At 71.2% G+C, this 23,578-nt stretch carries 23 protein-coding genes; 11 read left to right on the top strand and 12 right to left on the bottom strand.

What is annotated here, in order from left to right; all coding sequences use genetic code 11:
* Positions 1-102: 102 nt before the first annotated feature.
* From ACZ6Q9_RS05425 to ACZ6Q9_RS05445, 5 genes are all read right to left on the bottom strand, one after another.
* Positions 103-1,845: an ABC transporter substrate-binding protein gene (locus tag ACZ6Q9_RS05425; protein ID WP_393450742.1), complete on the bottom strand. Its 1,743-nt coding sequence runs from the start codon at positions 1,843-1,845 to the stop codon at positions 103-105.
* Positions 1,846-2,003: 158 nt separating this feature from the next.
* Positions 2,004-2,990, bottom strand: a complete 987-nt coding sequence (locus tag ACZ6Q9_RS05430; protein ID WP_393261362.1) for an ABC transporter permease — start codon at positions 2,988-2,990, stop codon at positions 2,004-2,006.
* A gap of 9 nt (positions 2,991-2,999) precedes the next feature.
* On the bottom strand, positions 3,000-4,007 hold the full coding sequence (locus ACZ6Q9_RS05435; protein WP_393450739.1) for an ABC transporter permease: 1,008 nt from the start codon (positions 4,005-4,007) through the stop codon (positions 3,000-3,002).
* A complete protein-coding gene (locus ACZ6Q9_RS05440; protein WP_396827896.1) occupies positions 4,004-5,146 on the bottom strand; it encodes an ABC transporter ATP-binding protein in 1,143 nt (380 codons plus the stop codon). Before ACZ6Q9_RS05440 ends, ACZ6Q9_RS05435 begins: the two co-directional genes overlap by 4 nt.
* Positions 5,143-6,198: an ABC transporter ATP-binding protein gene (locus tag ACZ6Q9_RS05445; protein ID WP_393261689.1), complete on the bottom strand. Its 1,056-nt coding sequence runs from the start codon at positions 6,196-6,198 to the stop codon at positions 5,143-5,145. Before ACZ6Q9_RS05445 ends, ACZ6Q9_RS05440 begins: the two co-directional genes overlap by 4 nt.
* A 273-nt stretch (positions 6,199-6,471) precedes the next feature.
* On the opposite strand from ACZ6Q9_RS05445, the gene ACZ6Q9_RS05450 reads away from it, so the two are divergent.
* The 6 genes from ACZ6Q9_RS05450 (at position 6,472) to ACZ6Q9_RS05475 (ending at position 14,256) form a co-directional block, all read left to right on the top strand.
* Positions 6,472-7,020, top strand: coding sequence for a Uma2 family endonuclease (locus tag ACZ6Q9_RS05450; RefSeq protein ID WP_396827897.1), 549 nt, complete (start codon positions 6,472-6,474; stop codon positions 7,018-7,020).
* Positions 7,021-7,103: 83 nt separating this feature from the next.
* Positions 7,104-8,540, top strand: a complete 1,437-nt coding sequence (locus ACZ6Q9_RS05455) for a TldD/PmbA family protein (protein ID WP_393450730.1) — start codon at positions 7,104-7,106, stop codon at positions 8,538-8,540.
* Between the two features lie 61 nt (positions 8,541-8,601).
* Entirely contained in the window at positions 8,602-10,032 is a 1,431-nt protein-coding gene (locus ACZ6Q9_RS05460; RefSeq protein ID WP_393261368.1) for a TldD/PmbA family protein, read from the top strand.
* A gap of 354 nt (positions 10,033-10,386) precedes the next feature.
* Positions 10,387-11,193, top strand: a complete 807-nt coding sequence (locus ACZ6Q9_RS05465) for a hypothetical protein (protein WP_350703904.1) — start codon at positions 10,387-10,389, stop codon at positions 11,191-11,193.
* Between the two features lie 13 nt (positions 11,194-11,206).
* Positions 11,207-13,159 (top strand): fumarate reductase/succinate dehydrogenase flavoprotein subunit, encoded by a 1,953-nt coding sequence (locus ACZ6Q9_RS05470; protein WP_393450727.1) that lies wholly within the window; start codon positions 11,207-11,209, stop codon positions 13,157-13,159.
* Entirely contained in the window at positions 13,159-14,256 is a 1,098-nt protein-coding gene (locus tag ACZ6Q9_RS05475) for a succinate dehydrogenase/fumarate reductase iron-sulfur subunit (protein ID WP_393261372.1), read from the top strand. The genes ACZ6Q9_RS05470 and ACZ6Q9_RS05475 overlap by 1 nt, the downstream gene beginning before the upstream one ends.
* A 76-nt stretch (positions 14,257-14,332) precedes the next feature.
* On the opposite strand, the gene ACZ6Q9_RS05480 is transcribed toward ACZ6Q9_RS05475, so the two are convergent.
* Complete coding sequence (locus tag ACZ6Q9_RS05480) at positions 14,333-14,773, bottom strand: (deoxy)nucleoside triphosphate pyrophosphohydrolase (RefSeq protein ID WP_393261374.1); 441 nt, start codon at positions 14,771-14,773, stop codon at positions 14,333-14,335.
* Between the two features lie 183 nt (positions 14,774-14,956).
* Between ACZ6Q9_RS05480 and ACZ6Q9_RS05485 the strand changes: the two genes are divergently transcribed.
* Positions 14,957-15,262 (top strand): 4a-hydroxytetrahydrobiopterin dehydratase, encoded by a 306-nt coding sequence (locus ACZ6Q9_RS05485; protein ID WP_350703912.1) that lies wholly within the window; start codon positions 14,957-14,959, stop codon positions 15,260-15,262.
* Positions 15,263-15,274: 12 nt separating this feature from the next.
* On the opposite strand, the gene ACZ6Q9_RS05490 is transcribed toward ACZ6Q9_RS05485, so the two are convergent.
* Entirely contained in the window at positions 15,275-15,667 is a 393-nt protein-coding gene (locus ACZ6Q9_RS05490; protein WP_393450724.1) for a VOC family protein, read from the bottom strand.
* A complete protein-coding gene (locus tag ACZ6Q9_RS05495; protein ID WP_393450721.1) occupies positions 15,664-15,861 on the bottom strand; it encodes a hypothetical protein in 198 nt (65 codons plus the stop codon). The genes ACZ6Q9_RS05490 and ACZ6Q9_RS05495 overlap by 4 nt, the downstream gene beginning before the upstream one ends.
* 86 nt (positions 15,862-15,947) lie before the next feature.
* On the opposite strand from ACZ6Q9_RS05495, the gene ACZ6Q9_RS05500 reads away from it, so the two are divergent.
* From ACZ6Q9_RS05500 to ACZ6Q9_RS05510, 3 genes are all read left to right on the top strand, one after another.
* On the top strand, positions 15,948-16,832 hold the full coding sequence (locus ACZ6Q9_RS05500) for a LysR family transcriptional regulator (RefSeq protein ID WP_393261694.1): 885 nt from the start codon (positions 15,948-15,950) through the stop codon (positions 16,830-16,832).
* Between the two features lie 80 nt (positions 16,833-16,912).
* Positions 16,913-17,650, top strand: coding sequence for a class I SAM-dependent methyltransferase (locus ACZ6Q9_RS05505; protein ID WP_393450718.1), 738 nt, complete (start codon positions 16,913-16,915; stop codon positions 17,648-17,650).
* A 34-nt stretch (positions 17,651-17,684) separates the two neighbouring features.
* Positions 17,685-18,047, top strand: coding sequence for a PH domain-containing protein (locus ACZ6Q9_RS05510; RefSeq protein ID WP_091103067.1), 363 nt, complete (start codon positions 17,685-17,687; stop codon positions 18,045-18,047).
* A 493-nt stretch (positions 18,048-18,540) separates the two neighbouring features.
* Here the strand turns inward: ACZ6Q9_RS05510 and ACZ6Q9_RS05515 are convergent, their stop codons facing one another.
* Genes ACZ6Q9_RS05515 through ACZ6Q9_RS05530 form a run of 4 tightly spaced genes read right to left on the bottom strand, consistent with a single transcriptional unit; the run spans position 18,541 to position 21,077 of the window.
* Positions 18,541-19,056 carry a pyridoxamine 5'-phosphate oxidase family protein gene (locus ACZ6Q9_RS05515; protein ID WP_393450716.1) on the bottom strand — a complete coding sequence of 172 codons (516 nt, stop codon included), beginning with the start codon at positions 19,054-19,056 and terminating at the stop codon, positions 18,541-18,543.
* 5 nt (positions 19,057-19,061) lie between these two features.
* Positions 19,062-20,072 carry a hypothetical protein gene (locus ACZ6Q9_RS05520; protein WP_393450713.1) on the bottom strand — a complete coding sequence of 337 codons (1,011 nt, stop codon included), beginning with the start codon at positions 20,070-20,072 and terminating at the stop codon, positions 19,062-19,064.
* Positions 20,069-20,560 carry a DUF3995 domain-containing protein gene (locus ACZ6Q9_RS05525; RefSeq protein WP_396827904.1) on the bottom strand — a complete coding sequence of 164 codons (492 nt, stop codon included), beginning with the start codon at positions 20,558-20,560 and terminating at the stop codon, positions 20,069-20,071. The genes ACZ6Q9_RS05520 and ACZ6Q9_RS05525 overlap by 4 nt, the downstream gene beginning before the upstream one ends.
* A 55-nt stretch (positions 20,561-20,615) precedes the next feature.
* The gene (locus tag ACZ6Q9_RS05530; protein WP_393261387.1) at positions 20,616-21,077 is read right to left on the bottom strand and encodes a hypothetical protein; all 462 of its coding nucleotides are present in this window, start codon (positions 21,075-21,077) and stop codon (positions 20,616-20,618) included.
* Between the two features lie 473 nt (positions 21,078-21,550).
* On the opposite strand from ACZ6Q9_RS05530, the gene ACZ6Q9_RS05535 reads away from it, so the two are divergent.
* The gene (locus ACZ6Q9_RS05535; RefSeq protein WP_396827906.1) at positions 21,551-22,786 is read left to right on the top strand and encodes an MFS transporter; all 1,236 of its coding nucleotides are present in this window, start codon (positions 21,551-21,553) and stop codon (positions 22,784-22,786) included.
* Positions 22,787-23,578 lie beyond the last annotated feature (792 nt).

The following is a 23,578-nucleotide window of genomic DNA, read 5'->3' on the forward strand; positions in this document are numbered from 1 at the left end:
GGGGCCCTTCCTAACACGACGGGCGGCGCGGGGCGGATGCGCGGAGGCCCCGGTCGACGACGTTGTCGACCGGGGCCCGTCCGTGCGGTTGGTGCCTGAGGGTTACTTCTTGACGTACGCGTTCACGAAGGCCGGGTAGCCGAAGACGCTGGAGACGAAGACCCCGCCGGCCTTGGAGCCGTGCACGAGGTAGGCCACGTCGACGTAGAGCGGCACGACCGGGGCGTGCTCCTTCATGATCCGCTCGTCGAGCTTGGCCCACTCCGGGCCCTGCTCGCCCGGCGGCAGGGCCAGGATCCGGTCGAACTCGGCGTTGATCGCCGGGTCGTTGAAGTACGCGCTGTTGCTGTTGCCCTCGGCCTTGATGGTGCGGCCGTCGTAGAGCACCGGCAGGATCGAGGCGCCGCTCGGCCAGTCCGCCGCCCAGTTACCGATGTACAGGTCCCAGGGGTTGTCCTTCTTCTTGACCTCGTCGAGCTTCGAGTCGTCCGGGATGTTACGGACCGTGATCTTGAAGCCGGCCCGCTCCAGGTTGCCCTTGAGCTGGGTGGCCATCTGCTGCTCGGTCGTGTTGTCCGCGACGCCCAGGACCAGCTCCGGCGTCTGGCCGCCGAGCAACTCCTTGGCCTTGTCGACGTTGCCGTTGGCGCCGGCCGGGTACGCGTCGAACGCCTTGTAGCCGATCGTCGACGACGGCATCAGCGTGGTCATCGGGGAGGCGACGGTCTGCCCGCCGACGGACTTGATCAGGCCCTCGCGGTCGATGGCGTAGTTCAGCGCCTGGCGGACCTTCAGGTCCTTCACCCGCTGGTTGTTGATGACGAGCTGGTTGGAGCTCGGCGTCGGGGAGAGGATGGTCCGCTCCTTGAGCGCCGGGTCGTTGGCGACCTTGGCGACCAGCGAGGCGGGCACGTAGTTGAAGGCGACGGCGCTCTGGTCGGCGCCGTTGTCGGCGATCACCCGGTTGTTCGCGGCGTCGGCCGTCGCGCCGAAGCTCCAGACGAACTGGTCCGGGTACTGGTGCCGCACCGGGTCGGTGTTCGGGTCCCAGTGCGGGTTGCGGTCCAGGGTGATCTGCACGCCGACCTGGTTCTTGGCGATCTTGTAGGGACCGGACGAGAACGGCTGGTGGTCCAGGTTGACGCCGGTGTCCTTGTCGGCCGGCAGCGGCGCGGTGGTCGGCAGCGAGACCGCGAACGGCAGGTCACAGCGGGGCTTGGCGAACTCGAAGCGCAGGGTCTTCGCGTCCGGGGTGCTCAGGCCCGGGGGCAGCGAGGTCTTGTTCTTCTTGAAGTCCCACTTGGTGTCGAACTGCGGGCTGTCGGCCAGCCACTCCTGGATGTAGGTGGGGCCGCCCGACAGGTCCGGGTCGAAGGAGCGGGCGATGCCGTACGCGATCTCCTTGGAGGTGATCGGGCGGCCGTCCTCGAACTTGACCCCGTCCTTGATCTTGAATTCCCAGACCTTGCAGTCGTTGTTGACGTTGGTGCCCGGCGTCTCGGCCAGGTCGCCGACGAGGACCAGGCTGCCCTTGCCGTCGTCCTTCCACGTGGTCAGGTAACGGGAGAACAGCGGCGACGTCATCAGGCCGGCGAACGAGTACGTCCGCTGCGGGTCCAGGTGGGAGATGGGGGTCTCCCGGATGATCGTGAAGGTGCCGCCCTTCTGGGCGCCCGGCACCTCGGCCGCCGGGCCCTTGGAGTCCTTCGGGTCCGTCGCGATGACCCCGGTCTGCTGCCGGTTGGTGTCCACCGTGGTGCCCTCGCCCGTGTTCTCCGAGCACGCACCCAATGCCACAACCAGAGCGATCGCGCCGCCTGCGGCGGCCGCCACGCGTGGTCGCATCTCCTACCTCCTCCACCCAGGTGCCGCCGGGCGTGAACGCCGACGTCCCGAGGATCGTAAAGAAGAAAACCTACGAGTTGTGTAACAGTTGTCGATAAATTTCACCGCCATCCGACCGGCGGACACCCGGGGCGGGCACGCCGGCCGGGACGGGCGGTTCACCCGAGCCGTACGCGGGGGTCGATGGCGGCGTAGAGCAGGTCGACCAGCACGTTGGCGAGCACCACGAAGACCGCCGAGATGAGCACGGTCGCCATGATGGTGGGCAGGTCGCCGGCGCGCACCGCCTCGACGGCGGTCCGCCCCAGCCCCTGGATGCCGAAGGTGGTCTCGGTGATCACCGTGCCGCCCAGCGCCGCCCCGACGTCCAGGCCGGCGATGGTGACCACCGGGGTGATCGCGGCGCGCAGCGCGTGCCGCCCGTACACCTTCGGTTTCGCCAGGCCCTTCGCCCGCGCGGTGCGCACGAAGTCCTCGGAGAGCGTCTCCAGCATCTGCGCCCTCGACAGCCGGGCGTAGATGGCGGAGAAGAGGAAGGCCAGCGCGACCCAGGAGAGCACCAGGCCGCTGGCCCACTTCAGGGGATTGTCGAAAATCGACGTGTAGCTCGGCACGGGCAGCAGGCGCAGGTTGTAGACGAAGACCAGCAGCAGCACCGCGCCGACGAAGTAGAGCTGCAGCGAGGCACCGGTCAGCGAGAAGCCGATCGCGGCCCGGTCGAGCCAGGTGCCCCGGCGCAGCGCCGAGACCATGCCGAGGCCGACGCCGAGCAGCAGCCAGAGGATCGCCGCCGGGATCACGATGCTCAGCGTCACCGGCAGCACCCGGGCGATGGTGTCCAGCACCGCCTCGTTGTTGACGTACGACCAGCCCAGGCAGGGCGCGTCGCACCGGCCGCCCTGGGCGCTGCCCAGGTCCCGCCCGGTGAAGATGCCCTTCATGTAGCCGGCGTACTGGGTGATCAGCGGGTCGCGCAGGCCCAACTCCTCGCGGACCCGCTCCAGCCGCTCGGGGTTGCAGTTCTTCGGGCACATGCCGCTGACCGGGTCGCGGGGCAGCGCGAAGAACATCAGGAAGGTCAGCACGCTCACCGCGAACAGGGTGAGCACCGCGGAGAAGATCCGCTTGATCAGGAAGCGCGCCATCGGAAACCCCTACCGGGACGACTTCGGGTCGAGCGCGTCGCGCAGCGCGTCGCCGAAGAGGTTGAACGCGAACACGAGCGCGAAGATCGTGATGCCGGGGAAGAAGACGAACGCCGGGTCGGTCTGGAGGTAGTCCAGGCTCTGGTAGATCATCCGACCGAAGCTCGGCGTCTCCTCGGTCAGCCCGACCCCGATGAACGACAGCGCGGCCTCGCTGGTGATGAACTGCGGCACCGCCAACGAGAACGACACCAGGATCGGCGCCCAGATGTTCGGCAGCAGTTGCCGGAAGAGCATGTGCGCCAGCCCGGCGCCGCTGGCCTTGGCGGCCTCCACGAACTCCCGCTCGCGCAGCGCGATCACCTGGCCGCGGACCAGCCGGGCGGTGCCGGTCCAGCCGAAGATCGCGAAGACGGCGATCAGCACCCCGACCCCGAAGGCGGGCGAGACCGCGTCCCGCTCGCCGTAGAAGCGCAGCGTCAGGGTCGGGGTCAGGGCCAACGCGATGATCAGGAACGGCATGGCCAGGGTCAGGTCGGTGATCCAGTTGATCACCGCGTCGAGCCAGCCGCCGAGGTAGCCGGCGAGCGCGCCGAGCGCGATGCCGATGGCCGCCGTGATCACCGCCGCCGCGAAGGCGATCAGCAGCGAGGTACGCAGGCCGTACACCAGCCGGATGAAGATGTCCCGGCCGAGGTTGGGCTCCAGCCCGAAGAAGTGGTCCCCCGACACGCCACCGGCGTAGCCCAGCGGCATGCCGAAGCCGTCCAGCTTGGCCTGGAACTGGTCGCGCGGGCTGATCCCGTAGAACGCCTCGATCAGCGGCGCGGCGAGCGCCACCAGCACGAAGAAGACCAGCATCGCCCCGCTGGCCATCGCCGTCCGGTCGCGGCGCAGCCGGAGCATGGCGAGTTGGCCGGGCGACCGGCCGACGAAGCCCTTCTCCTTCGGCGCGTCGGCGCCGCCACCCGAGTCGATCTCGGCCAGCGCCACGCCCTCCACCGGGGACATGCTCATCTCGACACCTCCTCGACGCCCGCACCCGTGCCCGCCGGCTCGCCGCCCACGCCGTCCGCCGGCTCGCCGCCCGCGCCGTCCGCCGGCTCGCCGCCCGCGCCGTCCGCCGGCCCGGCGGCCGACGTCGCCGGCTGCCCGGCCGGGGCGGCCTCGACGGGCCCCCGCTCCGGGAAGTGGCAGGCCGCGGCCTGGCTTCCGCCGTCGCGGGGCACCAGCGCCGGCTCCTCGGTGGCGCAGATGTCCTGCGCCTTCCAGCAACGGGTGCGGAACCGGCAGCCCGACGGCGGGTTGAGCGGGGTGGGCACGTCGCCGGCCAGCCGGATCCGGCCGGCCGGGCCGAGCTTGGTGACGTCCGGGATCGCCGAGAGCAGCGCCCGGGTGTACGGGTGCTGCGGGCGCTCGTAGATGTCGTCCCGGTCGCCGATCTCGACGATCTTGCCGAGGTACATGACGGCGACCCGCTGGCAGAAGTGCCGCACCACGGCCAGGTCGTGCGCGATGAAGACGAACGCCAGGCCCAGGTCGCGCTGCAGGTCGCGGAGCAGGTTGACCACCTGCGCCTGGATCGACACGTCCAGGGCGGAGACCGGCTCGTCGGCGACGATCAGCTTCGGCCGCAGCGCCAGGGCGCGGGCGATGCCGATGCGCTGGCGCTGGCCGCCGGAGAACTCGTGCGGGTACCGGTTGTAGTGCTCCGGGTTCAGCCCGACCAGCTCCAGCAGCTCCTGCACGCGGGCCTTGATCCCGCCCGGCGGGTCGATCCCGTTGACCTGCAACGGCATCGCGACGATCCGGCCGACGGTGTGCCGGGGGTTCAGCGAGGCGTACGGGTCCTGGAAGATGATCTGAAGGTCCTGCCGCAGCGGGCGCAGCTCACGCCGGCCGGCGTGGGTGATGTCCCGCCCGGCGAACTCGATGCTCCCCGCGCTGGGCTCCAGCAGGCGGACCAGCATCCGGCCGGTCGTCGTCTTGCCGCAGCCGGACTCCCCCACCAGACCGAGCGTCTCGCCCGGGCGCACGTCGAAGTCCAGCCCGTCCACGGCCCGCACCAGGCCCGTGCTCCGCAGCCCGCTGCGCACCGGGAAGTGCTTGGCCAGCCCGCGCACCCGCAGCAGCGGCTCGACCGTCTCCACACTCATCGGGCAACCCCCACGTGGGCGATGTCCTCCGCGTACAACCGGGTCCGGTCGTCGGCGGAGAGGTGACAGGCCACCAGGTGGCCGGGCGCGCCCGCCGGGCGCAGCTCCGGGACCTCGGTGCGCGAGCGGTCGCCGTTGCGGTCGGCGTACCGGCAGCGCGGGTGGAAGGCGCAGCCGGGCGGGAGGTTGATCAGGCTGGGCGGGTTGCCCTTGATCGGCACCAGGTCCGCGTCCGCGTCGCCGTGCAGGGAGGGCACGCTGGAGAGCAGGCCCCAGGTGTACGGGTGCTGCGGCCGGCGGAGCACCTGCTCGACGCTGCCGTGCTCGACGGCCCGCCCGCCGTACATGACCAGCACCTCGTCGGCGACCTGGCTGACCACACCCAGGTCGTGCGTGATCATGATGATCGCGGAGTGGAACTCGGCCTGGAGGTCGGCCAGCAGGTCGAGGATCTGCGCCTGCACGGTCACGTCCAGGGCGGTGGTCGGTTCGTCGGCGATCAGCAGGTCCGGGTCGTTGACCAGCGCCATGGCGATCATCGCCCGCTGCCGCATGCCGCCGGAGAACTCGTGCGGGTACTGGTCGAAGCGGCGGGCCGGCTGCGGGATGCCGACCCGGCCCAGCATGTCCACCGCGCGCTGGCGGGCCTCGCGCTTGCCGGCCTTCGGGTGGTGCACCCGGTACGCCTCGGCGATCTGCCTGCCCACCGTGAAGTACGGGTGCAGCGCGGACAGCGGGTCCTGGAAGATCATCGCCATGTCCCGGCCGCGCAGCCGGCGTACCTCCTCCTCCGGCAGGCCGACCAGTTGGCGCCCGCCGACGGAGATCTCCCCGGTGATGGTGGTCCGCTTGGCGTTGTGCAGGCCGAGGATGGCCAGCGAGGTGACGCTCTTGCCCGAGCCCGACTCGCCGACGATGCCGAGCGTGCGCCCCCGCTCCACCGCGAAGGACACCCCGTCGACCGCGCGCACCACGCCGTCCTCGGTGTCGAAGCGGACCCGCAGGTCGCTCACCCGCAGGTACGGATCCTGGCCGGAGCGCTGCTCCGGCACGCTGGGGCGGCCCGGTTCCCCGGACGACGCCGACTCCGGACTGCCCACGACCGCCTCCCTCAGTGACGAAGAGAACCTACAGGAAATCACTGAGGGTGAAAATAAGCTACATAACCGAGGGCTGTCAGCGGGCCACAGCGTAACGACTCTGCAACGGGCTCCGACACCCCCACCAGCACATCCACCGCCACAACTGAAACATCCGACGCACCTCAGGTGCGACCATGGCTGCGTCAGTCACGGGAGGATCCCGTCGATGAGGTGGAGGTGACCATGACCGCGGCGGTGTTCGGCCACGACGGCCCGTGGACCGAAGAGGAGTACCTCGCCCTCGGCGAGACGCAGGACCGCGTCGAGCTCTTCGACTGGAGCCTTCACGTGACCCCAGGACCCACCCCTCTTCACCAGAACATCTCCGGCGAGTTGCGCGCCGCGCTCCGGGCACCGGTCCGGGCAGCCGGCCTACGCGTGCTGGAAGCGGTGAACGTCCGGCTCCGGCCGGGACGCATCCCGATACCCGACCTTGTGATCACCAACGACGTCGATCTCCGCGTGCTCGTCATCGACGCCCGCGATGTGCGGCTGGTGTGCGAGATCATCTCACCGAGCAACGCCGCTACCGACAAGGTGCTCAAGATGCACTACTACGCGGCGGCCGGCATCGAGTGGTACCTCCTCGTGGAGCAGGAGAACCTGACCATGCACCTGTACCAGCGGCAGGGCGCCCACTACGTCGAGCGGTCGGTGACCAAGGCCGGCGACGAGCTGGAGCTGACCGAGCCCGTACGGGTCACGATCCGGCCGGAGGACCTGCTCGCCTGACGGATGTCGGTGGGCTCGCCTAGGGTCGGGCGCATGAGCGAGCGCCAGCGAGCGAATCATCAACGCAACCCGGTGGTGCCGTCGTGACCGAGTTCGACGCGGCGGCCGCCGCGGTGCAGGCCGCGCTCGACGCGGGAGCCCGATACGCCGACGCCCGGGTGATGCACCGCCGCTACGAGTCCATGTCGGCCCGCAACGGCGACATCGAGGAGCTGACCCAGGACGAGAGCATCGGGCTGGGCGTCCGCGCGCTGGTCGGGTCGAGCTGGGGCTTCCACGCCGTACCGGAGCTGTCCGACGCCGCCGCCCGCGAGGCCGGCCGGCGCGCCGCGCGGATCGCCACGGCGAGCGCGCGGGTCCCGGGGCCGCCGATCGACCTGGTGCCGGCCGCGGCGGTGACCGCGAGCTGGGCGTCCCCCTGCGTGGTGGACCCGCTCGGCGTGCCGCTCTCCGACAAGGGCGACCTGCTGGTCGGTGCCACGCGGACGATGGCGGAGCACGGCGCCGACGTGGCCGAGGGCCTCTACCAGGTCTGGGACACGGCCAAGTGGTTCGTCTCCAGCGAGGGGCACCGGATCGACCAGCGGATCCGGGAGTGCGGCGGCGGCATCTCCGCCACCGTCGTCGGTGACGGGGAGACCCAGCGCCGCTCCTACCCGAGCTACCGAGGCCAATACGGCACCACCGGCTGGGAGCTGGTCACCTCGCTCGACCTGGCCGCGCAGGCGGCGCGGATCGCCGAGGAGGCCCGGGCGCTGCTCACCGCGCCGCCCTGCCCCGCCGGCGAGACCGACCTCATCCTCGGCGGCGAGCAACTCGCCCTGCAGATCCACGAGTCGGTCGGGCACGCCATCGAGCTGGACCGGATCCTCGGCTGGGAGGCCGCCTTCGCCGGCACCTCCTGGTTGGACCTGGCCCAGCTCGGCTCGCTGCGCTACGGCTCCGAGCTGATGAACGTCACCATCGACCCCACCATCCCCGGCGCGCTCGGCAGCTTCGGCTTCGACGACGAGGGCTCCCCGGCCGTCAAGCGCGACGCGGTGCGCGAGGGGCGTTGGGTGGGCGTGCTCGCCGGCCGGGACTCGGCCGCCGTCGCCGGCCTGGACCACGGCGGCAGCGTACGCGCCGACGGCTGGGCCCGGCTGCCGATGGTGCGGATGACCAACGTGGGCCTGGAGCCCGGCCCGCACACCCTGGAGGAGATCGTCGCCGCCACCGACGACGGGGTGCTGATGGACGTCAACCGCTCCTGGTCGATCGACGACAAGCGGCTCAACTTCCAGTTCGGCTGCGAGATCGGCTGGGAGGTGAAGAAGGGCCGGCGTGGGCGGATGCTGCGCAACCCCACCTACACCGGCATCGGTCCCCTCTTCTGGCGTTCGATGGACATGCTCTCCTCGGAGACCGTCGCCTGGGGCACGCCCAACTGCGGCAAGGGCCAACCCGGCCAGGTGGGCCACACCGGCCACCCGGCCGCGCCGGCCCGCTTCCGCAACGTCCGGGTAGGAGTTCGTGCGTGAGCGCGAGGAATGAGCGAGCGCAGCGAGCGAGTCCCGCAGTCGCGAACGAAGAGGGTGCAGCATGAGTGAGCTGGAGATGGCCGGTCAGGTGGTGGAGCTGGTCCGCCGGCTCGGCGGGCCCGACGCGCAGGCCGAGGCGGTGGTCACCCGGGCCGACCTGGCGCTGACCCGGTTCGCCAACTCGTTCATCCACCAGAACGTGGCCGAGTCCGGTGTCGAGGTCCGGCTGCGGCTGCACGTCGGCGGGCGCACGGCCGCCGGCAGCGGCAGCGTGGTCACCGCCGACGGGCTGCGCGCGCTGGTCGAGCGCACCCTCGCCGCGGCGCGGCTCTGTCCGCCCGACCCGGCCTGGCCGGGCCTCGCCCCGCCGGCGCCGGCGCCGACTGCCGCGACCTTCGACGAGGCCACCGCGTACGCCGAGCCGGACGAGCGGGCCGAGCTGGTGCGCGCGTTCGTGGCGGCGGCCGGCGGGCTGGAGGCGGCCGGCTACTGCCGCACGGCGCACCGTTCCTCCGCGTTCGCCAATTCGGCCGGCCACTCGGCGTGGGGCCGTGCCGCCGAGGCGGCGATGGACGGCATCGCCCGCACCGGCGGCTCCGACGGCGTGGCCCGGTTCTGCGCCGACCGGCTGGCCGATATCGACGGCGCCGCGCTCGGCGCCCGGGCCGCGGCCAAGGCGCGCGCCGCGGCCGACCCGGTCGAGTTGCCGCCCGGCCGCTACGAGGTGGTGCTGGAGCCGGCCGCCGTCGCCGACCTGCTCCAGAATCTCTCCTGGTTCGGCTTCAACGGCAAGCGGTACGCCGAGCGGCAGTCCTTCGCCGAGCCGGGGGCGGCCCAGTTCGACCCGGCGGTCACCCTGGTCGACGACCCGCTCGGCGGCTCCGGGCTGCCGTTCGACGTCGAGGGCACGCCCCGGCGAGCCGTGACCCTGGTCGAGGCGGGCACCACCCGGACGGTGGCGCACGACCGGCGCACCGCCGTCGAGGTCGGCGCGGCCTCGACCGGGCACGCGCTGGCCGGCGCCGCGACGTGGGGCCCGATGCCCCGCAACCTGCGCCTGCACGCGGCCGGGCCGACGGGTGCCGGGGCCACCGGCGGCGCGCCGGCGGCGACGTCGGGCGCCGGCACGGCGGGCGCGGGCGGCGGCGTGGCGGGTGCGGTGGTCGACGGGGACACCGCCGGGATGGTCGGTCGGGTGCGGCGGGGGCTGCTGGTCAGCGACCTCTGGTACACCCGGGTGCTCGATCCGAAGAGCCTGGTCGTCACGGGCCTGACCCGCAACGGCGTCTGGCTGGTGGAGGACGGCGTGGTGACCCGGGCGGTCCGCGACCTGCGCTTCACCGAGTCCTACCCCCGAGCCCTCGGTCCCGGCGCGGTGCTCGGCGTCGGCAGCCGGGCGGTACGCCAGCCGGACCGGACGGACGGCGTCTGGTGGGAGGCCCCACCGCTGCGGCTGGCCTCCTGGAACTTCACGGGCGGCGCCTCCGGCTGACCCCGCGGCCCGCTCACAGACCGGAGCCCGGCGGCCCGCTCCACGACGGAGTCGGGGCCGGCGACGCTTCCGGGTGAGTCGCGTGCGTACGACGGACAGGCGACCGGTGAGGTTCTTAACATCCGGACATCGATCATCGTTCGGGGCTTTCCACCGGCCGGGACACACGGGACACTGCCTTGCGCGGACGGCCCGCAAAGATCGGCGTAACGTGTGTCACTTAGCTGCGCCGTATCGCCGGCGCGGTCGTTGGTGTGCGCATGACGTGGCAAGCGGGTGCGGGTTCGCCGGTCCGCGTGCCGACCGGAAACTGATCCGCCCGCGCGTGCGGGCCCCGTCAGGGAGACGACTCGAATGACATCAACGGCAACGAGGCCGCGGGGGGCGCGGGCGCGCGCCGCCATCGCGGCGAAGACGTTGCGTACCGATCGCTGGTGGCTCGCCCCGCTGCTCACCGTGATCGGGCTCGGCGCTTGGGTCGCGTACGCGACGGTCCGGGTCTTCATGCACGACTACTACTGGGTCGACGCGTACCACTACCTGACCCCGTTCTACTCCCCCTGCGTCACCGAACGGTGCGTCGAGGGCTCCTCGCACTTCGGCAGCTTCCTGCCCGGCTGGTGGATCATCCCGGACGCCGCGCTGACCCTGCCGTTCCTGCTGCTGTTCCGCCTCACCTGCTACTACTACCGCAAGGCGTACTACCGGTCGTTCTGGCTGTCGCCGCCCGCGTGCGCGGTGCCGGACGGGCACCAGTCCTACGGCGGCGAGACCCGGTTCCCGCTGCTCGGCCAGAACCTGCACCGCTACTTCTTCTACGCCGCCGCCGTCATCTCGCTGATCAACACCTGGGACGCGATCCTGGCCTTCCACTCGCCGAAGGGCTTCGGGTTCGGTCTGGGCAACATCATCCTGCTCGGCAACGTGGTCATGCTGTGGGCGTACACGATCTCCTGCCACTCCTGCCGGCACATCATCGGCGGGCGGCTCAAGCACTTCTCCAAGCACCCGGTGCGCTACCGGGCCTGGACCTTCATCTCCGCCCTGAACGTCCGGCACATGCAGCTCGCCTGGATCACCCTCGGCACCCTGGCCCTGACGGACTTCTACGTCATGGCGGTCGCTGCGGGCTGGTTCAACGACCTGCGGTTCATCAACTAGAGGGCCCCCTGACATGACCAATCCTCACCACCACACGAGCTCTACCACGCGAATCGAACGACACCACTACGACGTCGTCGTGATCGGGGCCGGCGGCGCCGGCCTGCGCGCGGCGATCGAGGCCCGGCTCGCCGGCAAGAAGACCGCGATCATCTCGAAGTCGCTCTTCGGCAAGGCGCACACGGTGATGGCCGAGGGCGGCGCCGCCGCCGCGATGGGCAACGTGAACAGCCGGGACAACTGGCAGGTGCACTTCCGCGACACCATGCGCGGCGGCAAGTTCCTCAACAACTTCCGGATGGCCGAGCTGCACGCGAAGGAGTCGCCGCAGCGGATCTGGGAGCTGGAGACGTACGGCGCGCTCTTCGACCGCACCAAGGACGGGAAGATCTCGCAGCGCAACTTCGGCGGCCACGAGTACCCGCGCCTGGCGCACGTCGGCGACCGGACCGGCCTGGAGCTGATCCGCACCCTCCAGCAGAAGATCGTCTCCCTCCAGCAGGAGGACAAGCGGGAGCACGGCTCGTACGACGCCCGGATCAAGGTCTTCGCCGAGACCACCATCACCGAGTTGCTGCTCGACGGCGACCGGGTCGCCGGCGCGTTCGGCTACTACCGGGAGTCCGGCGAGTTCGTCCTCTTCGAGGCGCCGGCCGTGGTGCTGGCGACCGGCGGCGTCGGCCGCTCCTACAAGGTCACCTCGAACTCGTGGGAGTACACGGGGGACGGGCACGCGCTGGCCCTGCGCGCCGGCGCGACGCTGATCAACATGGAGTTCCTCCAGTTCCACCCGACCGGCATGGTCTGGCCGGTGTCGGTGAAGGGGATCCTGGTCACCGAGTCGGTGCGCGGCGACGGCGGCGTGCTGAAGAACTCCGACGGCAAGCGGTTCATGTTCGACTACGTCCCCGACGTCTTCCGCAAGCAGTACGCGGACAACGAGGCCGAGGCGGATCGCTGGTACAAGGACCCGGACAACAACCGGCGCCCGCCGGAGCTGCTGCCCCGCGACGAGGTGGCCCGGGCGATCAACAGCGAGGTCAAGGCCGGCCGGGGCACCCCCGCCGGCGGCGTCTACCTGGACATCGCCTCCCGGCTGCCGGCCGAGGAGATCAGGCGCCGGCTGCCGTCGATGTACCACCAGTTCAAGGAACTGGCCGACGTCGACATCACCAAGGAGCCGATGGAGGTCGGGCCGACCTGCCACTACGTGATGGGCGGCGTGGAGGTGGACCCGGACTCGGGCGCCGCGTACGGCACCGTGCGGGGGCTCTTCGCCGCGGGTGAGGTCTCCGGCGGCATGCACGGCTCCAACCGGCTCGGCGGCAACTCGCTGTCCGACCTGCTGGTCTTCGGCAAGCGCGCGGGCGGCCACGCCGCCACGTACGCCGACAGCCTGCCGGCCCGCCCGAAGGTCCACGTCGCGGCGGTGGAGGCCGCGGTGGAGACCGCGCTGGCACCGTTGCAGCGGGGCACCGGCGAGAGCCCGTACACCCTCCAGCAGGACCTCCAGGCGGTGATGGGCGACCTCGTCGGGATCATCCGGCGCGAGGGCGAGCTGGCCGACGCGCTGAGCCGGCTGGCGGAGCTGCGCGAGCGGGTGGCCAAGGTCAGCGCGAGCGGCGGCCGCCGCTACAACCCGGGCTGGCACCTGGCGCTGGACCTGCGCAACATGCTGGTGGTCTCGGAGTGCACCGCGAAGGCGGCGCTGGAGCGGCAGGAGTCGCGCGGCGGTCACACCCGGGAGGACTACCCGGCGATGGATCCGATGTGGCGCCGGGTCAACCTGGTCTGCTCGCTGGACGGCGACACCGTGCGCCTGGAGCGCAAGCCGCTGCCGAAGATGCGCGCGGAGCTGATCGGCCTCTTCGACCGCGCGGAGCTGGCCAAGTACCTCACGGACGAGGAGCTCGCCGAGTTCGACGCCCTCGTCGCCGACGCCGAGGCCGAGGAGGCGGGCAAGTAATGGCGGAGCAGAAGTCCCCCGGGGCCGGCAAGCCCGGCGCCAAGCGCCAGTTCCGCATCTGGCGCGGCGACGAGAACGGCGGCGACCTGCAGGACTACATGGTCGAGGTGAACGAGGGCGAGGTGGTCCTCGACGTCATCCACCGGCTCCAGGCCACCGACGCCCCGGATCTGGCCTGCCGGTGGAACTGCAAGGCCGGCAAGTGCGGCTCCTGCTCGATGGAGATCAACGGCAAGCCGCGGCTGAGCTGCATGACCCGGATGTCCACCTTCGCGGAGGACGAGACGGTCACGGTCACCCCACTGCGCACCTTCCCGATCATCCGGGACCTGGTCACCGACGTCTCGTTCAACTACGAGAAGGCGCGGGAGACCCCGGCGTTCGCGCCGCCGGCCGACCTGGCCCCGGGCGAGTACCGGATGCAGCAGGTCGACGTGGAGCGCTCGCAGGAGTTCCGCAAGTGCATCGAGTGCTTCCTGTGCCAGAACGTCTGCCACGTGATCCGGGACCACGAGGAGAACAAGCAGGCGTTCTCCGGGCCGCGGTTCTTCATCCGGGCCGCGGAGCTGGACATGCACCCGCTCGACGCGAGGACCGACCGCAAGGAGTACGCGCAGGCCGAACAGGGCCTCGGATTCTGCAACATCACCAAGTGCTGCACCGAGGTCTGCCCGGAGCACATCAAGATCACGGACAACGGGATCATCCCCATGAAGGAGCGGGTCGTCGACCGCAGGTACGATCCCCTCGTGTGGCTTGGTAGCAAGATCTTCCGGAGGGGTCAGGTGCCTCAGACCATCGTGACCAGCGGGCACGCCAGCGGTGCGGTGCACGGCAGCGCGGCCCACGGGGGCGTGCACTCGCACGCGGGCGGCTCGCACGACCCGCAGTCCGAGGTGCAGGCGCAGCGCGGCGTCAACTGGCACCGCGAGGTGCCGAAGCCGACGGCGCCGGCCGTGGACACCCACGGCAGGCTTCCGCTGACGGAGCTCACCTTCGACCGGGCGGCGGCGCCGTCGCCGTTCGGCGAGGACGTGACCTTCCCGCTGCCGCCGGAGCACCTGAACTTCGCCCACCCGGAGCAGGACAAGCACTGAGGGCGTCGACGATGACGGGGGCCGCGGCTGTTGCCGCCGGCCCCCGTCCCGTTTCCGCCCGGGTGTCCGCTTCGGCTCAGCCGGGCACGAGGATCGGGCGGAGGGCGGCGACGATGGGAGCGTCGGCCGGCAGCCAGGTGACGCTGTCCAACTCGTCGGCGGAGAGCCAGCGCAGTGCCGAGTGCTCCAGCGCCTGCGGCTGGTCGCCGTGCAGCAGGCGGGCCGCGTACACCTTGAGCACGGAGCGGCCGTGCGCCATCCGGACGTTGCGGCCGACCCGGTCGCCGATTTCCACGCGTACGGCGAGTTCCTCGGCGCACTCGCGGACGAGCGCGGCGGTCTCGCTCTCGCCCGGCTCCACCTTGCCGCCGGGGAACTCCCACATGCCCGCCACCTCTGGCGGGGCGGCCCGGGCGCAGGCGAGCACCCTGCCGTTCCTGATGATCGCCGCCCCGACGACGACCCTCAGGTCCCGTCGTTCGGCCTGCCCGCCGCCGTTAGCCCGTTCGGTCCGCACGGGCGTCCAGCGTGCCAGATCAATCGGCGGTTTGGGTAGCGTGGCCGACCGTCAGGGCAGGAGAAGACGGAAGTGTGGGCGTGGACACACCCACCGTGCGACGACAGACTAGAGGGCACCGACAAGACACGGGACGGCGACGATTTGGCCACAAGCCGGCAACGGCGCCTGGGAGGTGCGGTGATGCGCGTGCTGTTCAACGGCCGGGCGAAGCACGACTACCTCAGCGACGCCCTCACCCTGCTCACCGGTTGGACCCGGGAGGGTGAGCAGATCCGACGGACCCTCGTGATCGACGACACGCAGCACGCGGCCCTCACCGAGCGGGTGAAGGTGGTCGCCGACGCACTGCACCTGCGGCCCGAGATCAGCCGCCGCGCCGACCACACGCACATCAAGGTCGGGCACGGCAACGCCCCGCTGACCGAGCGCGAGGTGCTGCTGGCCGCGCGCATCGAGGACGCGTACCGCGCTGTCACCCAGCCCTGACCTACGCGCCGGCTACGCGGCGTCCTGGGGGTACCAGCGCAGCTCGACGGAGTTGCCGTCCGGGTCCCGCACGTAGAGGGAGGTGGCGCTGCCGCGCGCGCCGAACCGGCCCACCGGTCCCGCCAGGACTGTGAACACCCCCGCGTCGACGGCGTGCTGCCAGTCCAGCGGCTCCACCACCAGGCAGAAGTGGTCGACGTTGGATTCGCCCCGGTCCCGACGGACGAGGTCGATGATGGTTTCCGGGCTGACTCGTACCGACGGGAACGGGACCTTGCCCGCCCGCCACTCGTCGACCCGCACCGGGGCCAGGCCCAGCACGTCGCAGTAGAAGCCCAACGCCCGCTCGACGTCGGAGACGTTGAGCACCAGGTGGTCGAAGCCCGTGACCCGCACGGCGCTCACGCGGCGTACGCCTTCACCGGGCAGACGGGTCGCCGGCCCGGCCGGTCGCCGAGGCCCCAGACCGGGTGGCCGTGCCACACCGCCCCGGTCGCGCCCGGCAGCGCCGCCTCGATGACGGGGAGGAGCTTCTCGCCGATCTCCCGCAGCGGGGCGTCGAGGCCCGCCAGGTAGTCGGTCACTGTCGTCGTTTCCATGCCCCCACGATGCGCCGACCGGCCCGGCCGACCAAGACGCGATCACACTACGATCGTTGAGCCGGATTCAACGACGGGACACCGACGTGCTGGAACGCCACGAGCTGGAGACCTTCCTGACGCTCGCCGAGGAGTTGCACTTCGGCCGGACGGCCGAACGCCTGCGGGTGACGACCGGGCGGATCAGCCACGTGGTCAAGAAGCTGGAACGTCGCATCGGCGCCCCGCTGTTCGCCCGCACCAGCCGGGTCGTGCAGCTCACCCCCATCGGCCGGCAGCTCGCCGACGACCTGGCGCCGCTGGTCGTCGGCATGGACGAGGCGGTACGCCGGGCCGTCGAGGCGGGGCGGGGCGTCACCGGGCGGCTGCGGGTCGCCTTCCTCGGCGAGTGGACCGCCCCGGTGCTGCTCAAGGCCGTCGCCCTGTTCGCGCAGCGCCACCCGGACTGCCAGGTCGAGGTGCACGAGGTCCAGCTCTTCAACTCGCGGCCGAGCCTGGTGGACGGCTCGATCGACATCCTGATGGCCGCGTACCCGTTCGACGGGATGGCCTGCGGGCCGGCGCTGCTGGAGGAGGAGCGGGTGCTCGCGGTGCCGGCGGGGCACCCGCTGGCCCGGCAGGAGTCCGTCTCCCTGGAGGTGCTCGGCGACCACCCGGTGGTGCAGTACCCGGCGGTGACCTCGGTGGAGTTCAAGCGCGACCGCACGCCCGAGCACACCCCGTCGGGGCGGCCGGTGCCGAAGGGGCCGGCCGGCAACACCTTCTCGGAGATGCTGACGTTGGTCGCGATGGGGCGGGGCGTGCTGCCCGTGGGCGAGCACACCCGGCGCTACTACCCCCGCCCCGACGTGGCGTACGTGCCGATCCGCGACGCGCCCCCGATCCGGCGCGGCCTGGTCTGGCGCGAGAGCAACACCACGGCCCGGGTCCGCGAGTTCGTCCGGGCCGCGACCGACGCGAACGGACGCTGACCCGCGCCACGTTCGGCGGATGCCGGTCGTTCCGCAACGAAGTCGCCCGCACCCAGCACCGGATGGCATGATCGGTGTCGATGCGGCACGGCGAGTTCCACCATCCGCGGCTGGTCCGGGTCTACGACGCCGAGTGCCTCTGGTCGCGCGATGACGACTGGTTTCTGGCCCGGGTCTGCGAGACGCCCGCCGCCCGGGTGCTCGACCTGGGCTGCGGCACCGGGCGGCTCGCCCTCGGCATGGCCGCCGCCGGCCACACCGTCACCGGCGTCGACCCGGCCGGCCCCTCGCTGGCCGCCGCCCGCTCCAAGCGGGGCGCGGACCGGGTGACCTGGATCGAGGGCACCTCGGCGCTGCTGCCGGACCGGTCGTACGACGTGGCGGTGCTGACCAGCCACGTGGCGCAGTTCGTCGTGGACGACGCCGAGTGGGCGCGTACCCTCGCCGACCTGGCCCGGGCGTTGGTGCCCGGCGGTTGGTTGGCGTTCGACTCGCGCGATCCGGCGGACCGGCGGTGGGAACGCTGGAACCCGGTCGACTCGCGGCGGCGCATCACCCTGCCGGGCGGCGAGATGGTGCGGGCGTGGACGGAGGTAACCGCCGTCGACGGCGGCACGGTCGCCTTCACCCACCACTACCTGTTCGGTGACGGCGAGGAGCTGCTCAGCTCGGCCACCCTGCGCTTCCGCACCGAGGACGAGCTGCGCGGGTCGCTGCGGGCCGCCGGGCTCGCAGTCGAGCGGATCCACGGCGGCTGGGGCGGAGAGCCGGTGGGCCGGGGCGACGGCGAGTTCCTCGTCCTGGCGCGCCGAGAGTGATCTTGGGCTGGCACGCCCGGCCTACCGTGAGGTCATGGCCAACGCGACGTACGACCGCAAGGAGCAGTTCCAGCAGATCCAGAGCGGCCTGCTCCAGGGGGAACAGATCATCGCCGTCTACGACGCCGTCGGCACGGGCACGGGCTTCATCGGCCTGACCGACCGGCGCGTGATCATCCAGGACCGCTCCTTCGTCGGCAAGCGGTACGCCATCACCAGCATCCCGTACTCGAAGATCACGAGCGTCAGCGTGGTCAGCAACAAGTCCTGGGGCGGCTCGTTCTTCTCCACCGGCGCGATCGCGATCCACGTCGGCACGCACACCTACGAGGTGGAGTTCCGTGGCGCCCAGAAGAGCCACCACGTGCACAACGTGATCTTGCACCACATCAGCTGAGCTGGCCGGCGCACTCGAGCAGGGCGCGACACTCCGCCTCGGCAGCCCGGCGGAACAGCGTGGCGGCCCGGTCACGAACGCCCTGCCTGTGCTGGCCGCCGATCAGGTCGAGCCGGCCCGCCCCGCCGGCGGCTGACCGCAGGCGACAACGGGGCCTGTCCCGCTACTCCCGCGAGTGGAACACCATGGCTGCCAACGCACCTGTCTGACACCCATGGTGTTCCACTCGTCCCGTCTGGACGACGGGTGGCGGCCGGGGGCGCCGACGCCACCGGGGCGTCGAGCTTTCGCCCGTCGCACCTCCTCGTCACCCCGAGGGACGGCGGCACCACAGCGGTCCGCGCCGTTCCCGACCAGGGACCGTCCACAGCCGTACCACGCCACGCCGGGCTGAAGGCTGCTGGTGGCGGCCGACTGGCTCGCCCTCGCCGCGTTGATCTTCCGCCGACTGACCGAGCGCGGTCGCGGGTCGATCGAGCCCGGCGGATGGCATTCAGTCCGAGCGCCGCCAGACCTGTCGGGGCGCGTAGCCCTCGCGCCGCAGCCAGTGTTCGGTGTACACGATGCGGTCCGCCTCCACCACCACCAGCGTGTCGCGGGGCGGCTCGGTCAGCGACCGGCCCCGCTCGACGTGCTCGTTCTCCCACCGGAACGCCGACCAGTAGTGCGCCCGGTCCGGATCGTCGGGGCTGAGCACCCGGGCCGAGCCGAACACCTGGGCGCCACGGCTGCTGGCCAGTCCCACCAGCGGCGCGAAGATGCCGACCGACACCCGGGGGTCGGCCGCGATGTTGCGCATCTTCGGCGACGCCGGGGCGGCAGTGAACAGCACCGCGAAGCCGAGCGGGTAGTACCGCACCGGCGTGGCGAGTGGCCCGTCCGGCCCGACGGTGGCGAGCACGCACATGTTCTGCGACGAGAGCAGGTTGAGGATGCGCTCGGCCAGGCGTTCGCGCGGCAGCCGCCCGGTGGGGGTCGGCCCGGACAGCCACGGGTTCGTCGACACCACAGGCCTCACTGCTGGTCGAGCAGGAACGGCACGTCCGGGCAGGTCAGGCACACGAAGATGCGCAGCGCGCCATAGCGGCCGACGACCACGCCGGTCGGCTCGTACGGGTCGTCGTCGTCCGGTGCGCCGTCCGCTCGGGTCGGGCGCCACCGGTCGGCTCCGTGCTCCGAGGAGTCGATGACGAGGGCCAGCGTGGTGGGACCGGCGCAGCGGGGGCACGGCGTCGGGCTCAGGTCCGTGAGGCTCCACCGGGCGTACCCGCCGACCTTCCAACCGGGTGCCATGAAGGTGTCGAGGTACTCCTCGTCCTCGTCCGCCTCGGCAAGCGCCCGCAGCTCCGCCGGCAACTCCTCGATGTACGGGTACTCGACGATCTGCTCCGGGTGCAGCCGGCACGGCTGGGGCACGTACCCTTCCGTCCCGGTCTCACCGCGCGGCGGCTCCGTCAGCGTGGCGGTGACGTCCGCCTCCCGCCGCCACCGCAGCTCCACGATCGGCCCCCACGGCGGCGTGTCGTGCTCGAACGGGCACCACAGCACCTGCAACAGGTCCGCCCCGCCGGGCCGGGGCAGGTCGGGGACGTCCGCCGCGCGCAGTTGCGCCAGCGCCACCATCGGGTTCGGCCGGGGGTGGGGTCGCGGCCCGTACCGGTAGCCCACCGTCGGGCCGCCGTTCACCGAGCCCCAACCGCTGAAACCCGGGCCGACCAGCCGCGCTAGCTCCTCGTGCAGCTCGATCTCGCCGTCGGCCAGCACGTGCGCCACCGTACGGCGGCTCTCCGCCTCGCGCATCCGGGCCAACAGCTCCGCCGGGATCGGCACTTCCTCCTGCACCATGCACGGGGTGGCGCAGGTGGGCCAGGGCTCGTCGGCCGGCCACAGCAGCGGCCCTCCGACGTGGCTCTCGGTGGCCGTGACCGCCCCGCGACGGGGGTGCAGCCTGGTGGCCGTGCGGCCGAGCTTCTCCAGCCCGGGGTAGCGGGCGAGCACGTCGGGTGCCAACGGCGGAGTGATCATGGCGAGATGGTAGGGCTCACCGCACCCACCGCCGACGCCGGACCACCGGTCACAGTGGACCTCCGGTGCAGCCGCCATCCCGCCGCCGTCCAGCACACCCCCCAGAGCAGGAAGAACGGCGACCACAGCAGCAGGTCCCACCGTGCCAGTTCGCGAGCCAGCACGGCGTGTTCGGCCGGCGGCGGGCGGACTCCGGTCAACAGCAGCGCGTCACCGACGAAGCCGAACCCCAGCACCCCAATCGACCGGGCGACCATGAAGACTCCCAGCGTCCCGGCGATCGCGAGCAGCAGGCGGCGCGGGAGGGCCGCCCGCCAGGGCCGCAGCGTCGCCAGCGCGACCACGACGCCGACCACGGCGGCGGTGGCCAGCACCCAGTGGCTCGCCACGAACAGCGGGTCTCGCGCGAGCAGCCGCTCCCGCAGCTCCGGGGGCAGCGGGTCCTTGTCGGCCAGCGCGTTGGCCCCCAGCGCCTGCGCGAGTTTCATCGAGCCGTAGGCCGCGGCACAGGCCGCCGCCCCGTACGCGCCCCAGCGCGCGCGATCAGGCCGCGACACGCTTCGTCGCCGTCGCGTAGGACCGGATCGTCTCCAGGAGCAGCCCGATCACGACGAGCCCGAGGATCGCGTGGTACCACTGCCAGCCCACACCGATGCCGACGAAGCCGTCCACGACCATGATCATCGCGCCGGCCCCGACGGCCAGCAGCATGCCGGCGAGCGCCAGCAGCATCATCGTCCTCGGCACCCGGCGCCCCAGCGTCGTCACCGTGGCGACGGCGAGGCACGCGGCCAACAACCCGGTAGCGGTCGCCGACCACTGCGCGGTGGCCACGCCCATGACGTCGCGGGCGTAGCTCTCGTGCTCGGCGGCGGACACGACCGGACCACCCGGGAACCCGAGCCGGGACTGCGCGGCGAAGACGGCCTTTCCCGCGGCGTACCCGAGGAACAGCACCGCCAGGGAATACGCCGGCCATCGCCGGGCGCGAACGTGATTGACCATGGATACGACGGTATTGGCGGCGGGCCCCCGCCCCCTCCCGTCGTTGAGGGAACCTTCTCCCTCGCGGGAGGGAGCAGCGGGGGGCCACCGGTCGCGTGGCCGGAGGCCGCGCGGCGCCGTGAGGCGGTCCCGGCGCCGGGACCGCGCTGACCCGAGCCGTCGTCGCGAGGGCCGAGGCCGGCGGGTCAGGCGGGCTTGACCTGGACGAGCTGCACGAGGAGCTGGACCACGCCGTACGCCTCGCGGACGTCCCGGCCGATGTCGATTCGCGGTGTCCTGTGCCTCCCTGCGTGCCCCACAGCGGCGCGTAGCGCGTCGTCGTGGGCGCCGGGAGGCTTCAGACACCCTCCTCCCGACGCTATTGAAGCTAGCACCGACTAAGGGCTCTTGGTATCGGCCGACAGACCGATTACGAGCTCACTGCGATCTCGCTAGATTCGCCGAGCTAATCAACGGGGAAGGAACCGAAGTCTGTGCAGACTCCACAGAGTCAGAAGACCAACCACCCTTCCGGGCGAAACTTGGCCGAAGATGAAGAGCAAAAGCCGTCGACGCTGGTCCGACGGGGGCTGATTCCCGATACGCGTTCGCAACGGATTCTCGCCCTGGCAACGTTCGTCAACATGATCGGCAGCGGCGCCTTTATGGTCAGCGCGGCGCTTTTCTTCACCCGTGTCGTCGGACTTCCTTTGACTCAAGTTGGTCTCGGAATGGGCATCGCCGCTGCCGTTGGCCTTTTTGCCGGCGTGCCGGTCGGGCATCTCGCTGACCGACAAGGGCCGCGAGAGATCTACATGTGGATGCTCGCCATTCAGGGCGCAGCGATGGCGGCGCTGGTGTTCGTGCAGTCGTTCTGGCTGGTCCTGGTGGCGCTGTGCATGGGGGAACTCGCTCGTTCAGCGGGGGGAGCGGCGCGTGGCCCACTGGTTCGCGGAATCGGCGGTGCCGACCTCACCAGATACCGTGCTTACCTACGCTCGGTCGCGAATCTCGCCGGAAGTTGCGCTGCCGTGGCTGCCGGTCTCGCAGTCCAGTACGACACGCGTCCGGCCTACCTGGCCCTGGTGCTGGGCAACGCGCTCAGTTTCGCGGCGAGTGCCGCCATCATCGCAGCACTGCCGTCGCTACCGCCCGTACCCGCGCCGCAAACGGCCAGCCCCTGGGAGGCGTTGAAGGACCGGGCCTATGTTGCCGTCACCGTGCTCGACGGCATCATGTCGATTCACCACCAGGTGCTGCTCTTCGCACTGCCACTCTGGATCGTCGGACACACCGACGCGCCCCGGTGGCTGATCGGCGGGGCAGCACTGGTCAACACCGCTCTGGTGGTACTGCTCCAAGTCAGGGCCAGCCGAGGGGTCGATGACAGTGTCACCGCCGGGAAAGCCATGCGGCGCTCGGGGTGGCGTTCTTCGTCGGCATGGCCGCGATGGCCGCAGCGGCAGGACTTCCCTCGTGGCTGGCGCTCACAGGCATCGTCGTCGGCATCGTCGTCCACACGGTCGGTGAACTTTGGCACACAGCCGGCTCGCTGGAACTCCGATTCAGCCTCGCTCCCGCCCACGCCCACGGGCAGTACATGGGACTGTTCGGGTTCGGGGCCGGCCTGGCGAACGTGGTCGCTCCCACCGTACTGGCACTCTTCTGCGTCGCCTGGGGAGTCCCTGGTTGGCTCCTGCTCGGCGGAGTGTTCGTCGTGGCGGGTCTGATGACGCCGCACCTGGTGCGGTGGGCGGAACGGACCCGCCCGTACGCGAAGCAGCCCGCGTAGCCGGGGTGGAAAACGGGTTGCTCGCTTTCGCGGCACACCCGGGGCGCAACACAAGATATGCCTCCACCACTGGGTCGGCGTCATCGATACCTCCGACATACACCACTGCCCCCGGTTCGGTTGACTCCTGACCTGTGAGGATGCGTTCATCGCTGGTGCGGTCGCACAGGGGTTCACGGTCGGCCGGGCTGGCGGGCCAACGAATTCGCTGCTTGCCCATGATCGATGCGATTGATAATCTTCACTGCGGGATTCGCGAACCCTACGCTGGCCTTGACCACGATCGACGGGGAAGTAGCATGATCAAGAAGTTGACGAAGAGGGCCCTTGCTGTGGCGATGGTCAGCGGGGGATTGGGCGCCACGGTTCTCGCCGCGCCCGCCTACGCCGATAATGCGCCCTACTGTGTAGAGCGTTATATCTCAGGCTCCACCGCCACGACCCAAACGGCCAGGATATACAACGGCTGCAGCTACGCGGTGTGGGCGAAGGTTGTCTGGGACTGGGGCACCGACGGACCCTGCTTGTACCACCCTTCGGGCGCGAGTTCGACGCACACTGTTGCGATCCTGCCTCGGGTCTTCGCGGGTGCCGATTCTTGCTGAAGGCCGACCGCAAGCGCGTCGACATCGCCCTCGGGTGAACTCTGCCGCACCCCGGCCATCATCCACTGCCGCCTGACGGTCTCGACGCTGGAGCCCACACCCCGTACCTCGGCGCGGGGTGTGGG

This window comes from Micromonospora sp. NPDC049139 (assembly GCF_055586845.1).